This window comes from Desulfovibrio desulfuricans (assembly GCF_024460775.1).
GTDB classification, from domain to species: Bacteria; Desulfobacterota; Desulfovibrionia; order Desulfovibrionales; family Desulfovibrionaceae; genus Desulfovibrio; species Desulfovibrio desulfuricans_E.
Map to the genome: position 1 here is coordinate 55,408 of NZ_JANFYZ010000013.1, position 13,940 is coordinate 69,347.

13 protein-coding genes are annotated in these 13,940 nt (G+C 60.0%); 6 read left to right on the plus strand and 7 right to left on the minus strand.

Annotated features, from left to right (window positions below; translation table 11 throughout):
* Window positions 1–7: 7 nt before the first annotated feature.
* From yidC to NE637_RS12970, 5 genes are all read right to left on the minus strand, one after another.
* Complete coding sequence (gene yidC / locus NE637_RS12950; RefSeq protein ID WP_227118267.1) at window positions 8–1,657, minus strand: membrane protein insertase YidC; 1,650 nt, start codon at window positions 1,655–1,657, stop codon at window positions 8–10.
* A gap of 8 nt (window positions 1,658–1,665) precedes the next feature.
* Window positions 1,666–1,929 (minus strand): membrane protein insertion efficiency factor YidD, encoded by a 264-nt coding sequence (yidD, locus tag NE637_RS12955; protein WP_136400527.1) that lies wholly within the window; start codon window positions 1,927–1,929, stop codon window positions 1,666–1,668.
* Window positions 1,926–2,318: a ribonuclease P protein component gene (rnpA, locus tag NE637_RS12960; protein ID WP_022657772.1), complete on the minus strand. Its 393-nt coding sequence runs from the start codon at window positions 2,316–2,318 to the stop codon at window positions 1,926–1,928. The genes yidD and rnpA overlap by 4 nt, the downstream gene beginning before the upstream one ends.
* Before the next feature lie 36 nt (window positions 2,319–2,354).
* A complete protein-coding gene (gene rpmH / locus NE637_RS12965; RefSeq protein WP_022657771.1) occupies window positions 2,355–2,489 on the minus strand; it encodes a 50S ribosomal protein L34 in 135 nt (44 codons plus the stop codon).
* Between the two features lie 386 nt (window positions 2,490–2,875).
* On the minus strand, window positions 2,876–3,517 hold the full coding sequence (locus NE637_RS12970; protein ID WP_215647963.1) for a hypothetical protein: 642 nt from the start codon (window positions 3,515–3,517) through the stop codon (window positions 2,876–2,878).
* Between the two features lie 253 nt (window positions 3,518–3,770).
* Between NE637_RS12970 and thrB the strand changes: the two genes are divergently transcribed.
* Entirely contained in the window at window positions 3,771–4,334 is a 564-nt protein-coding gene (gene thrB / locus NE637_RS12975) for a homoserine kinase (protein WP_227118268.1), read from the plus strand.
* 297 nt (window positions 4,335–4,631) lie between these two features.
* Here the strand turns inward: thrB and NE637_RS12980 are convergent, their stop codons facing one another.
* Together NE637_RS12980 and NE637_RS12985 are read right to left on the minus strand one after the other, a co-directional pair.
* Entirely contained in the window at window positions 4,632–5,213 is a 582-nt protein-coding gene (locus NE637_RS12980) for a flagellar basal body-associated FliL family protein (RefSeq protein WP_192112306.1), read from the minus strand.
* 83 nt (window positions 5,214–5,296) lie between these two features.
* Window positions 5,297–6,292: an OmpA family protein gene (locus NE637_RS12985; protein ID WP_227118269.1), complete on the minus strand. Its 996-nt coding sequence runs from the start codon at window positions 6,290–6,292 to the stop codon at window positions 5,297–5,299.
* A 315-nt stretch (window positions 6,293–6,607) separates the two neighbouring features.
* Between NE637_RS12985 and NE637_RS12990 the strand changes: the two genes are divergently transcribed.
* The 5 genes from NE637_RS12990 to NE637_RS13010 all read left to right on the plus strand — a co-directional run bounded on the left by NE637_RS12990 (window position 6,608) and on the right by NE637_RS13010 (window position 13,529).
* Window positions 6,608–7,546 (plus strand): histidine racemase CntK family protein, encoded by a 939-nt coding sequence (locus NE637_RS12990; protein WP_227118270.1) that lies wholly within the window; start codon window positions 6,608–6,610, stop codon window positions 7,544–7,546.
* 3 nt (window positions 7,547–7,549) lie between these two features.
* Window positions 7,550–8,866 carry a cobalt-precorrin-5B (C(1))-methyltransferase CbiD gene (gene cbiD / locus NE637_RS12995; protein ID WP_227118271.1) on the plus strand — a complete coding sequence of 439 codons (1,317 nt, stop codon included), beginning with the start codon at window positions 7,550–7,552 and terminating at the stop codon, window positions 8,864–8,866.
* Window positions 8,863–10,914 carry a precorrin-6y C5,15-methyltransferase (decarboxylating) subunit CbiE gene (gene cbiE / locus NE637_RS13000; RefSeq protein WP_256267752.1) on the plus strand — a complete coding sequence of 684 codons (2,052 nt, stop codon included), beginning with the start codon at window positions 8,863–8,865 and terminating at the stop codon, window positions 10,912–10,914. The genes cbiD and cbiE overlap by 4 nt, the downstream gene beginning before the upstream one ends.
* Window positions 10,915–10,918: 4 nt before the next feature.
* Complete coding sequence (cobM, locus tag NE637_RS13005; RefSeq protein WP_192112302.1) at window positions 10,919–11,707, plus strand: precorrin-4 C(11)-methyltransferase; 789 nt, start codon at window positions 10,919–10,921, stop codon at window positions 11,705–11,707.
* A 340-nt stretch (window positions 11,708–12,047) separates the two neighbouring features.
* Window positions 12,048–13,529, plus strand: coding sequence for an aldehyde dehydrogenase family protein (locus NE637_RS13010; protein ID WP_192112301.1), 1,482 nt, complete (start codon window positions 12,048–12,050; stop codon window positions 13,527–13,529).
* Window positions 13,530–13,940 lie beyond the last annotated feature (411 nt).

Genomic DNA, 13,940 nt, shown 5'->3' on the forward strand with positions numbered 1-13,940 from the left:
GGGCGGCCTACTTCGCTGCGGATGTAGAGAACTTCTTCGCCATCATCCTCTGCTGCGCAATGGACAGGATGTTGTTGACCAGCCAGTACACCACGAGGCCCGAGGGGAAGCTCAGGAACATGGCGGTGAAGATCAACGGCAGGAACATCATGATCTTCTGCTGGGTGGGATCAGTGGCCGGGGGGCTCATTTTCTGCTGGATAAACATGGTCAGGCCCATGATGACGGGCGTGATGTAGAACGGGTCTTTAGCCGAAAGGTCAGCCAGCCAGATGATGTCAGTGCCGGGCAGATAGGTGATGAAGGGCGCGTGACGCAACTCGATGGACGTGAGCAGGGCCTGATACAGGCCAAAGAACACGGGCATCTGGATGAGAATGGGCACACAGCCGCTGGCCGGGTTAACCCCGTAGGTCTTGTAGAGCGCCATGACTTCCTTGTTCATGAGCTCCTTGTTGTCCTTGTGCTTCTCGCGGATAGCCACCATGTGCGGCTGAAGCTTCTTCATCTTTTCCATGGAGGCGTAGCTCTTGGCCGTAAGGGGCCAGAACAGGGCCTTGATGAGGACCGTCAGCAAAATGATGGCCACGCCCCAGTTGTTCACGTACTTCTGGAAAAATTCAAGCAGCCACAGCAAGCCCTTGGCGATCACATGGAACATGCCGAGGTCAATACTCTTGGCAAGCTGGTCAGAAACAGCGGCAAGCTTGGCGCGTTCCTTGGGGCCAACCCAGTAAGAAACCGTAAGTTCGCGCTCCTGGCCGGGGCCGAGCATCACTTCAGGCTCTTCAACGGCAGCGCGGAACACGTTCTGCTGCATGCGGCCCTTGACGGTCACGTTGCTCGTGTCGCCAGGCAGCACCGCAGCAAGAAAATAGGTGCTCATGGTGCCAGCCCAGTAAATCTTGCCAGCAACCTGCGCACCTGTGGTTTCAAGCGTTTTGGGCGAAGATTCTTCGCCAAGGCTTCCATCGTTGTCCCAGGCAAGGCGCATGGCATCGTAACGGTCGCCTGCGGCATTGCTGGCATCGGCGGCCACAGTGTAGCTGACGCGAACGCTGCGGGCCTGATCCGTGGTGTTCACCACGCGGACTTTTTCGCGGATAAGATAGGTATCAGAGCTGAAGGTCATTTCGCGGATAACGCGCAGGTTGTCCACCTCGCCGTCAAAGCGCAGCACACCCTGCTGACCGGCACCGATATTCAGGCCATTTTCATTGCCTTCCACAGACCACTGGCCAGTGCTCCACGAGGGCTGGCTGTTCACCACCAGACCCAGCGGGGCAACTGCGGCGGTCTTGGGGTCAACAAGGTTGACCAGCGGGGAATCCACCGCGAGTCCAGTCTGATACTGCTTGAGCTTGAAGGAGCGTAGCGCGCCGCCGCCAGTGTGAAAAACGGCTTCATAAAGGGGGGAGTTGACCGTGAGGTCGCGGCCCGGGGCGGGCGTGAATACGGGCATGGCCTGCTGCGCGGTTGCGGCGGTCTGCTGGGCCTGTTGCTGCTGGGCAGCCTGCTGCTGCGCCTGCTGTTGCTGGGCAACAATGGCCGGATCAGGCTTGCGGACCCAGCCCATGTACTCGGACACGTAACTCCAGCCCACAATAACGACGAGGCACAAAAGGATGGCGATGATCAGATTTTTTCCGTCTTGCATGAGGGCGTTCACTCCTGGGACAGTGGCGGGACGTCACGGGGACGTCTTGGTGGTGGAACAGGATCATAGCCTGAACCGCCCCAGGGGTGGCAGCGGGCAAGACGCTTGAGCGCAAGCCAGCCGCCCCGGAATATGCCGTGGGTCATGATGGCCTCTGCGGCATAGGCGGAACAGGTGGGATAAAACCGACAGGCGGGGGGAAGCACTGGCGAGATGCAAAGCTGGTAAACGCGTATGGGTAATATGCACAGATTACGCAGCAAATGACTCATGGCAGCCCATCCAATGCCGGACGGCCCGGCTCTCGCCGAACCACGCGCCGCATCAGCGGCAAAAGCTCGGCGGCTACGCTGGCCAAATCCAGCGCAGCCTCTCCGGCATGCTTTTTAGCAACGGTAACGATGTCAGCTTCCTTGGGCAAATCGCTGCGATGCAGTCGATAAAATTCCCTCAGCAGCCTTTTGACGCGATTGCGCACAACAGCATTGCCTACCTTGCGGGAAACAGCCATGCCAGTGCGCGCAGCTAGACCGGGACTATTGCCCGACAGCACAAAAACAAGGAAATGCTCGGTATGCAGACGCCTGCCCCGCTCATAGCACGCCACGAATTCCGCCCTTCGACGTATCCGCAGGTGCTGCGGCAAACCATTCTGATTCATGGGAATACCCATGTAGAACGGGACAAGCCCGCCACGCTAGGCGCTCAGAACCTTACGGCCCTTGGCGCGGCGACGACGGATGATGGCGCGCCCGCTGGGGGTGGCCATGCGGGTGCGGAACCCGTGAGTGCGGGCCCTTCTGATTTTGCTCGGCTGATATGTTCTTTTCATGGCAGACTCCTTAAAAAATTTCCGGCAGGGCCTTGGGCCGACCACCGGGGCGATGCGGCACGCCGGGCCTGAGCGGTTTTGGGGCTACCCCCCGGCTTTTAAGCGCAGAAGGGCAGCGTTGCCCTGGCGTTAAAATATATGGAACAAGCTACATACACGCCAGCAAGGTCTCCGTCAAGCGCCAGATTCCACATACAACGCGCGGCTATAATGCCCTTGTTGCAATTATGCCGCAAGAGTAAACGCGCCACGCTCAAAAAAATCTGAGAGCAACGCGTTCGCACATTTTTTTAGGCGGAAACTTCAAACCGACACAGGTGGATCGCACGGCAAGCCAGGTTCACACGCGCAGCCATCGCGAACCATGCTACCAGAATCTCAGGGCCTTAAGGCCGGGCATTGGCCCTCGGCAACACATCATCCGCTGAAAAAGCCGATGGTGCCGGCACATCTGGCATAGCCCCGCCACCTGCACCGCCAATACTGCCCACAGACGATGCCGCTGCCGATGAATATGGCATGGGCGCAGAGCTTGGCGCTGGTGCAGCATTGGCCGATTTGGCCGGGCCAGTGGCAGAAGCGCCAGACGGGGCCTGCGCTGAAGCAGCGTTATTCATGGCCGGGATGGCGCTGCTGACAGGTGCCGGAAGAGATGTTTTGCCCACCCCCTTGGGCGCCGGGGATGTGGCGGACTGCGGGGCAGCCTTTGAAACCTTGACCTTGCGCTTTGCTTGACGCACCGGCGGTTTTTTGTCCGCCTGAGGAGTCATGGACAACTCCGGCACAGCCGCAGGATCCACAAACCGCGCCCCTTCCAGCGCAATCTGCCGGGGCGTTACAAGAGTATTCCAATACAACCGCCCGCCACCGCTGTGCAGCCACACATCGGTAAGATTGGTGGCCCCGGAGGCCGTGTGAGCAGGAACCTGAGGCGGCAGGGGGACAGCCTCCACGGCAACCGCAACGGGAACGCGGCAAAGGGAAAACGCCCAAAAAGCAAGCAATAGCATACCAACTGACTTGCGCATAAAACTCACCTCTACTGCGCTTATCGGTCTTGAAGCAAAAAAACTTTAGCCTGCAAAAAAAGAAGGCGCGGGCACGGGGGAGAATGCAGAACGCCTGGGCATCATCAGCCACCGGCTGGCAAAGCCCGGCGTTGACAGGCAGCGCTGGCTTGGGCACATTCCCACTAACCGATTAACTTCCAGAAATTCCATATTCACCGCGTATGACAGCATCGCGGTCATACGTTTCCATTCAAGCAATTCAGGAGTCCGCATGTCCAGCAAGCCGGATTTAACAGCAGCCCCCGCGATGCCAGCCCCCTGCATAACACTTATAGGCATGGCCGGAGCGGGTAAATCCACTGTGGGTTCAGCCCTGGCGCAGGAGCTGGGATGGGCTTTTGTTGACAGCGACCACCTGATCGAAGCCGCCTACGGCGCACGCCTGCAAGACATTACCGACAAATTGGGCAAGGCAGCCTTTCTGGATACCGAGGGCAAGGTAATCTGCGCCATCAAGGCCAACCGAACGGTCATAGCCACAGGCGGCAGCGTCATCTACCGCGATGCGGCCATGCGGCATCTGGCTGCGCTTGGGCCTGTTGTCTATATTGATGTGCCCTTTCATCTGATTGAAGAACGCATCGCCCGCAATCCTGAACGTGGCATTGCCATGAATCCCGGCGAGAAGCTTGAGGATATTTTTAACGAACGCAAGGCCCTGTACACATATTACGCAACCCTGCGTTGCCCCGCCGAGGGTAAAAATCCGGCCCAGTGCGCGCGCTGGATTCGCGATCACCTGCCCGAGGGTTTTCTGAAAGGCGATGCAGCCTGATCTGTCCCTTGCCGCACCAACACAGGCAAGAACAACTCGGCCCTTTTTCCCTAATTGCATTGCCAGGGTCTAATCCGACCCATTCTGCATCTCAGGCTCGGCCCACTGGTGCTATCCTGCCTGTGCCATGGGCACCGTCGCTCACCCGGATACACCTGCGTCACGCAAAAAAACAAAAGCGGGGCCGAAACCCCGCTGAAATCTCTTCACGAACGGCGACACACCGAGCGTGGAACATCCGCTCCGGCAGAACGCAGCGCCAGGCAGCGCGCAACCAGAGCGGCGTTACTACTTTTGCTAATACTGCCAGGTCGAACCGTCAAAACGGATCAGTTCGTTAATGTTGCGAGCCTTGACCTGTTCGCAAGAAGCAGTAGACATAGCTTCCTGACGGGTCTTGCCACGGCAATCCATTACCCTTTCCTGATACCGGATAAAGCCGACGTACTGACCAGTGGGGCTGGGGCGCAATTCAGTGGTCACGTTGGAAGAGTCCACATCAATGTAGGTCCCCACGTAATCCTTGCCGTCCTGGCGCACTTCCCTGGAAGACTTGGAAGGCATCACAGTGCGGGCAGCCTGAGCAGCCAGCTTGTGGCCCACCATAGTGAGTTCGGCGGCGACCTGAGCTTCGGTCTTCGCGCCTTTTTTGGTGGCAACGGGCTTAACTTCAGCCGCTTTTTCGGCCTTGGTTTTACCCTTCTTGCCCTTAGCGTCCTTGGCAGGAGCTACAGGGGCCGGGGTCGGTTCAGGGGCTGCGGTCTGTTCCTGCGGCTGAGCGGGCTTTATTTCTTCATCAGTGGAAGAAGAGCCGCCAAACCAGGCGCAACCGCCAGTGGTCAACCCCAACGTGAGAATGAGTGCCAGAATCTTACGCATGTGCCATGCACCTCATAAAAAGCCGGGCGGCATACACCACCCGGCTTTTGCTTTAATTCGACTGACGCGAAGACGCTCCGAGATTACTCGAAGGACACTTCGGTGCGCCGGTTCATGGCGCGACCTTCGTCGGTCTTGTTGTCATACTTGAAGGACTTGCCGCGGCCAATGGCGGTCATGCGGCTGGAGGGGATGCCCTGCTTCACGAGGTAGTTCTTCACGGAGCTGGCGCGTTCCTGCGAAAGCTTCATGTTGTAAGCATCGGAACCCACAAAGTCGGTCCAGCCGGAGAGAACAACGCGCTTGTTGGGGTTGTTCTTGATCAGGGTGGCGGCTTCGTTCAGGATGCCCATGGCCTTGCCGTCAAGAGCATAGGAATTGAAAGCGAAGTGCACGCCGCGCAGCACGATGACGTCTTCGTCCTTGCAGAACACGGAAAGCACAAAGCGTTCAACAGCGGCATCGCTGGTGGCCAGTTCTTCACCACGCACCACAACGGCGTTGGAGTTCAGGGCGCCGATCTTTTTGATGGTGGCTTCACCATTGGGGGTGTCGGCCAGGGAGATCACATGCACAACCAGGTTACGCTGGCTGGCGTACATCTGGCTCACAACCTGCACGAGGTCGGTACCACGGTTGTTGTCGCCGTCGGTCACGAGGATCAGGGCGGCGTCGCGCTTCATGCTGGAGATGAAGGGTTCATACGCCTGCAGGCCGTTGCCCATGCTGGTCATGCGGCCAAAAATATCAAAGTTGCTGCTCAGCTTCTTGAGGCCAGCGGCCATGGCGGCGCGATCCCAAGGACCCTGGGCAATGATGGCGCCGTTGGGCGAAAGGGTGTGCAAGCCACCATTGTAGCTCAGAGCGGGGATAGCGGCGTTGATGCGCGTAAGCACATTTTTGGCCACAACAATCTTGTCCTGCTTCAGCTTGTCGTTCTTCATCATCATGGAACCAGAATAGTCCACTACGAAGTCGAAGCTCTCAATTTTCTTGTTACAAGCCGGAGCGGCCGCAGCGGCCACGGCGTAGCTCAGAACAAGAGCGGCCGCAAGAGCAAGAAGACGAAACGATTTCATACTGCCTCCCAAACGTTGTTAGTGTCGTCGATTACCGTCAACAACAGTAAATCGCGGTGTGCCCGCCACGTTACCGGCTCACTCACAGCCATAGGCCTTGGAGACGGCAACTGCCTTTCACATACCCGCGTTTAGGAAAAACCGCAAGTTGTAAATAGGAAACACTCTTTCGCTTTTTCATCACAGTCCAACTGCAACGTACATCCGATTATTTCCCTTTGTCAGCAAAAATCCGGCGGCTGACCCCGCTCTGCCGCCAGCGCTGGACAGCCCGCCGGGGCTGAGGCATACTTTGTCAAGAACCAAGGATTTTCCATGCCTGCACTGACTTTTTCCAAATGGAGCCCCGGGGGCAACACCACCCTGCTTTTTCCCGACGCTGGCCAGCGCCCGGCAGAACAGGCGCGTCTGGCGTCTTTGGCGCTGGATTCTTCCATGCTTGGGGGCGAACAGGCGGGATTTGTGAACCTGTCCCAGCATAAACTGCGTATGGCGGGCGGTGAATTTTGCGTCAATGCCAGCCGCGCCGTGGGGGCCTTGCTGGCATACACTGCCCAATATTCAGGCCCGGAACAGGGAGTGCTGGACGGAATTGCCCCTCGCAGTGAACAAAAAACCGAAGCTGCTGCCCCAGCAGAACACCCTGTCCGCCTTGATGAAATCCAGGTTTCCGGCTGGCAGACTCCTGTACGCCTGCGCACCCGCGGCTCCGCCCCGCTCTGGCAGGTGGAGGCTCTGCTGCGCCTCCCTGAATATTCCATTACTACTATAGAAAAAGGCGCGCATCTGGTGCGCCTGCCGGGCATCTGCCATCTGCTGCTTGGCGGGGCAACGCATCCCCTGCCTGATGACTGCCATGCAGTGGCCGCCCAGTTACGCCAACAGCACGGCCTTGAGGTCGAGCCTGCCGCGGGCGTTATCTGGTGGCGGGAATGTCAGGGCCTGCTGGACATGCTGCCCCTTGTGCATGTGCGCGATGCCGGAACAACATTTCTTGAGAATGCCTGCGGTTCCGGTGCCTTGGCCCTGGCCTTGTGCCTTGCGCGCGCAGGCACGCGCCGCACTTTCTCTATCATGCAGCCCGGCGGCTCGGCCCTGGACGTGCGGCTGTTTGCTGAAAGTGGCCTTGATATGGCTGGCATAGACGGCCCGGTGTCGCTTGTGGCACGTGGCAAGGTCTGGCTGCCTGATCCAGACTCCCGCCCTGGCTTGACCCAAAAGCTGGCATCCAGTTTGTCACCCAATTTGAGCTGACGCATGGCTGAAAAGCTTCGGGAAGGGTTCACTACCGGCAGCGCAGCAACAGGGGCAGCGCTGGCCGCACTGCAACTGTTGCGCACGGGCACAGCGCCGGATGCAATCCCGGTGCCCCTGCCCCCTTTTAGGGCTCAGGGCGCACACAATCAGTGCAAAAACACCAATGGCCTGCCCGAGCCTCGGGGCTGGCTGCGCCTGAAGATTGAACACTGCGCCGCAGGGCCTGCGCCGGAACTGGGTGCGGCATGGGCCGCTGCCGAAGCTGACGCCGCAAACGGGCTGGCCGATCCGCCTCCACCGGATATCATTGCCATTGCCCACGCCAGCATAATCAAGGACGGCGGCGATGACCCTGACGCCACGTCTGGCGCGCGCATAACGGCCACGGTGGTGGAGAGCGCGCTGCCCCCCACGCATCTCCCTGCAAACCAGGCCGAGGATGCGGCACGGCAGGCACCCGCCCATAACGCAGAGGGGGGATCACCCGACACGACAGTTGCATACCCCGACCACATCATTATAAAGGGAGGGCCGGGGGTGGGGCGCGTCACCCTGCCGGGCTTGCCTGTGCCCGTTGGCCAGGCTGCCGTCAACCCGGTGCCGCGCCAACAGATAACTTACGCCCTGCAAGCGCAGGAGCAGAAATATGCCGCTGCCCTCCAGTGCCGCACCCGGCTGACGGTATTTGTCAGCGTGCCTGCTGGCGCGCAACTGGCGCACAAGACCTTCAACCCCAGATTGGGTATTGAAGGCGGCATTTCCATATTGGGAACCCAGGGCACGGTGCGTCCGTTCAGCCATGATGCGTGGAAGGCCACTATCGAACAGGGGCTTGCCGTGGCCCGCGCCACAGGCTGCCATTGCGCATGCCTGACCACGGGAAGGCGCTCGGAACGGCTGCTTATGGAGCGCTACCCCGACCTGCCGGAGCGCTGCTTTGTACAGGTGGCGGATTTTGCGCAGTTCTCCCTGCAAGCTGTGGGGAGCATGCAGTTTGAGCGCATTATCTGGGGCTGTTTTTTTGGTAAACTGGTCAAGCTGGCCCAAGGGCATGCGTACACTCATGCAAAGGATTCCACGCTGGACATGCAGGCCCTTGCGCAGCTTGCCAGCGAAGCTGGCGCTGCCTGCGCGGATGCTATCACCCGGTGCGTAACAGCGGCTCACGCACTGGAACTGCTGCTGGCAGACAGCGCAGGAACAGAGACTATCAAGCGGGTGGCGCAACAGGCGGCGCGCACCGCGCAACTTTTTGCAGGCCGCCCCGTGAGCTTGCACCTTTTTCACACTGACGGCAGGGAATTATTGGCGTTATGAAACAACAGGTCTCACTGCCCGGCTTTGCCGTTCCAACCCACACGCCCGACACCCAGACACGGGACGATGACGCAGCCAACGCCGTTCCGGCCGAGGCTCTTGCCGCTGGCCTGCTGGAGACTCCCGGCGAGCATTCTGCTGAAGAGCCCATTACGCATGCCACTGCCGATGTTGATGAGCAGGCTGCCGACTCGCCGGAATTTCCTGCTGACGACCCGGCGGCTGCCCCAAATATCTGCGCAGTTGCGGAGCCCGCCGCTACATGCAACGCCGCCGACGCAGACACTGCACGCGTTGATGCCCCGATTACCGCTGATGAAGCGCTGCCTTGCGCTGATAATGCGAATACCGAAACGGCAGATGCGGACGCATCAGACAATGATGAGCCCCTCCTTATGGATTCCGCTCCCGCATCCACGGATGCCGCCCCTGCCACGCCCGCAGAGCTGCCAGCCGAATCCGCTGCAACAGCAGCTACAAACACACTTGCCGCCAACACCGCACAGGCCGCACCTGAGGCCGAAAGCGCGCCTGCCATTACTGCACCCGCCGCCGCTACGCCCGCCAGCCCTGCCGTTGCGGGCACAGCCGAGCAGGATGACTGGCCGCCCATGTCGGAAATGTTGCAGTCATTCTTTGTTTTTGAGCCAACGACTGTCGCGCCGGAACCCATCACGGTCATGGGCCTCGACTGCGCACGCCCGCGAGGTCTGGCAGGTCTGGCCGAAGCCCAGCGTCAACTGGCGGAACAAGCCGACGTGATCTGCGCCGGACGCATGCTGCTGGAGGAATTTTCCGGCAGCAGTCTGGAATCCAGCAACGGAGCAACCGGGGGCGCAACCAGTGGCACAGACGGGAGTTCGACAGAAAGCCATCCCGCAGGCGATCAGGAGAACCCTCCCGCAGCAGGCCCTGCCCTCAAGGCGCGGCTACTGCCCCTGACCACGCCGCTGGAACCGCTGCTCACCCGGCTCAGCCAGTTGCGGGCCGCTGGAGAGCGTGTGCTTGTGCTGGCAGACGGCGACCCACTGCTTTTTGGCATCGGCGCAACCCTAGTGCGCCGCATGGGGCCGGATGCCGTGCGTCTGCTGCCCGCTGTCAGTTCCCTGCAGCAGGCTTGCGCGCGCCTTTCCCTACCGTGGCACAAGGTTATCTGCCTCTCCCTGCACGGGCGCGATGATTTGCGCCCTCTCAACGTGGCCTGCGGCAAGAATGCCCCGCTCTGCATCCTGACTGATGCGCGCATGTCGCCCGATGTGCTCGCCCGCCACCTGCTCGACCGTGGGGTGGACTGGTTTGATGCCCATATTTTTGAGCGCATGGGCGCTGCCGATGAATGCGTCAGCCACCTGAGCCTGGCCGATGCCGCCGGGCGCGAATTTGGCCCGGCCTGCACAATGGTGCTGATACCAATGGCTCCGGCCCGCCGCCCGCATCTTGGGCTTGACGCCGACCAGCTTGCGGTTGACCGGGGCCTCATAAGCAAAAAACCTGTGCGCGCCGCCGCTCTGGCGCTGCTGCGCATTGAAGCCGGGCACGTGGTGTGGGATCTCGGTTCCGGCTCGGGCGCTGTGGCTCTTGAAGCTTCCGTGCTGGCGCACGAGGGCCGCGTGATCGCGGTGGAACGCTCCGCCGGGCGCGCCATGGGCATTCAGGAAAACCGCCGCCGCTTTGGCGCGGCCAATGTGGAAGTGCGCCTCGGGCAAGCCCCCGACTGCCTGCCCGGCCTGCCTGATCCGCAGCGGGTATTTATCGGCGGCGGCCTTTCCGGCGATGACGGCGATGACATTTTGGGGCACGTATGCCTGCGCCTCCCCGTAGGAGGCCGCGTGGTGGTCAGTTGTGTGCTTCTGGACAGTTTCAGCCTGTGCCGTCGCTTTTTTGAAGACATGGGCTGGCCTGTGGAAATTCTGCAAATCAGCGCGTCTGAAGGCAAGAGCCTTGGCGGCGATGTTCATCTGGCGGCCATGAATCCCGTATTTTTGCTCGCCGCCCAAAAACCCGCGCCTGCTCCCATTCAGTCCGGCGCACAGCCCGAAGGCAGGTAGCCGCATGGACAGCGCGCAGCAGACCGGGATCACGCCCGGCATCGTTACATTTGTGGGCGCAGGGCCGGGTGATCCAGACCTCATGACCATCAAGGGGCGCAAGGCCATTGAGCAGGCCGCCCTCGTGCTCTATGCGGGTTCGCTGGTGCCGCGCGAGGTGGTTGCCTGCGCCGCGCCCAACGCCATGGTTGTGGATTCCGCCCCGCTGAATCTCGAGCAGTGCCATGCGCTGGTGCGGGCAACCGCACTGGCGGGCCGCTCCGTGGCCCGTGTGCATACGGGCGACCCATCCCTGTACGGTGCGTTGCGCGAGCAGGCCGCCCTGCTGGATGCGGACGGCATCCCCTGGCGTGTGGTGCCGGGCGTTACCGCCGCCTGTGCGGCTGCGGCTGCGGCGGGCATTACCTTTACCGTGCCGGAAGTAACCCAGAGCCTCATTATCAGCCGCCTTGAGGGCCGTACCCCCGTCCCGGCGCGTGAGCATCTGCACCTGCTGGCGCAGCATGGGGCCTCCATGGCCGTATACCTCTCCGCAGCGTCGGCTCAGGCTCTTCAGGACGAACTCTCGCGCAGCCTGCCGCCCGAAACACACATTTTTTGCGCCCACATGGTCAGCTGGCCCGAGGAACAACTGCACTGGACCACGCTGGGCGAACTGGCCCAGTGCATAACCAGCCACAACCTCACCCGTCAGACCGTTTTTCTTGTGCTGCCCGCAGAAAGCTGCGAGGGCGCGCCCTCCCGCCTGTACGCCGCCGATTTTTCGCACGGCTACCGCGCAGCCAAAAGCTGATTTCATTCCGACATACCACCATTAATATGGGATTCAGGCAGTGTGCTTTTACGCATCCCGCTTGAATCCCATATCTTTTTTGAACAAGCCATCCTGTTACGCAATAATAGCGTGACACGTTTGCAAAATACGCTTGTATTGTTTTAGTTATCACACAACAAGCAGATTTTGTAATGTTGCATGGTTTAAAATATACAATATTTAATTGTATTTTTTTTCACAATATGTATCAGATCATGTCAGCACAAACAAAAATCTACTACTTTATATGGATTTGCAATCCATATATCTCCCTTATTGTCTTTTTAGACAATCATGGTTTTAAAAAAAGGAGTGATTCATGAACAAACCGGACATTCAGGATTCGTACTCCCTATTCATCGACGGCCAATGGAAGCAGGCCTCTGACGGCGGCACGTTTGAAACGTTCTGCCCCGCCAATGGCGAACGCCTGGCAACCTGCGCCGAAGCCACCAAGGAAGACGTGGACGCAGCAGTGGCGGCTGCCAACAAGGCCTGGGGCGGCTGGAAAAAGATCGACCCCATTGAACGGGCCAATATGCTGCTGAAAATTGCAGACATCATTGATGCCAACAAAGAACACCTCGCCATGGTGGAAACGCTGGACAACGGCAAGCCCATACGGGAAACCATGAATGTGGACGTTCCCTTTGCCGCCGACCACTTCCGCTACTTTGCCGGGGTGGTGCGCGCTGATGAAGGCACTGCCGTCATGCTGGACGAAAACACCATGTCGCTGGTGTTCCGCGAACCCATAGGCGTTGTGGGCCAGATTGTGCCGTGGAACTTCCCCTTCCTCATGGCTGCCTGGAAGCTGGCCCCCGTGCTTGCCGCCGGGTGCTGCACCGTGTTCAAGCCTTCCAACCATACTTCGCTTTCCGTGCTGGAGCTGGCGCGGCTTATTGCAGACGTGCTGCCCAAGGGGGTGTTCAACGTCATCACCGGGCGCGGCTCCCGCTCCGGCCAGTTCATGCTTGAACATCCAGGCTTCCGCAAGCTGGCCTTCACCGGGTCTACAGAAGTTGGCCGTCAGGTTGGCCTTGCAGCGGCAAAACGCCTCATTCCCTCCACCCTTGAGCTGGGCGGAAAATCGGCCAACATCTATTTTCCCGATTGTCAGTGGGATCTGGCAATGGACGGCCTGCAAATGGGCATTCTGTTCAACCAGGGGCAGGTATGCTGCGCCGGGTCGCGCGTGTTTGTGCATGAGGACATTTACGACCAGTTTGTGGCAGAAGCCGTGGAGCGTTTCAACCGCGTCAAGGTCGGCCTGCCGTGGGATCCTGCAACCCAGATGGGTTCGCAGATTTACGAATCGCACCTCAAGGCCATTCAGCTTTGCATTGAGCAGGCCAAGGCGGAGGGCGCCACCGTACTCTGCGGCGGCGAGCGCATCACGGATGGCGAGCTTGCCAAGGGCTGCTTCATGCGTCCGACCCTGCTCGGCAACGTCACCAACAACATGCGTGTGGCTCAGGACGAAATCTTCGGCCCCGTGGCGGTCATCATCAAGTTCAGGACGGAAGAAGAAGTTGTGGGCATGGCCAACGACAGCCCCTACGGTCTGGGCGGCGCGGTCTGGACACGCGACATCAACAGGGCCATGCGCATAAGCCGCGCCATTGAAACAGGCCGCATGTGGGTGAATACCTACAACAGCATTCCGGCTGGCGCGCCCTTTGGCGGACACAAGGAGTCGGGCATCGGGCGTGAAACGCACAAGATCATTCTTGAGCACTACACCCAACAAAAAAACATCCTCATCAACCTGTCGGAAAAGCCCACGGGATTCTATCCCTAGCATCCGCACACATGCGGCGAACGCTCTGGGCGGTTGCCGACGTATCAGAACGGCCCCGGAAGGGGCCGTTTTCTCTGGCGGGTGGGGCAAACCTGAGCACCCCGCATAAAACGCGAGAGGCAGAGGCCCCACGCCCCCGCTACAAGCTCACAGCGCCGAGGCTGTGCTCGGCTAAAGACACGAAAAGCTTTCGCTGGCGGCGCGGCTAAGCCGCGACCGGCTCAACCTTTTCGGTGCTGCCGCTGCCCGGCAGCACGAGAGGCGGGCCATCGCTGACTAAAGATATTTGCAGCACATAAAACGCGAGAGGCAGAGGCCCCACGCCCCCGCTACGGGCGCTATGCGCCGAGGATAACCTCGGCTAAAGACACGAAAAGCTTTCGCTGGCGGCGCGGCTAAGCCGCGACCGGC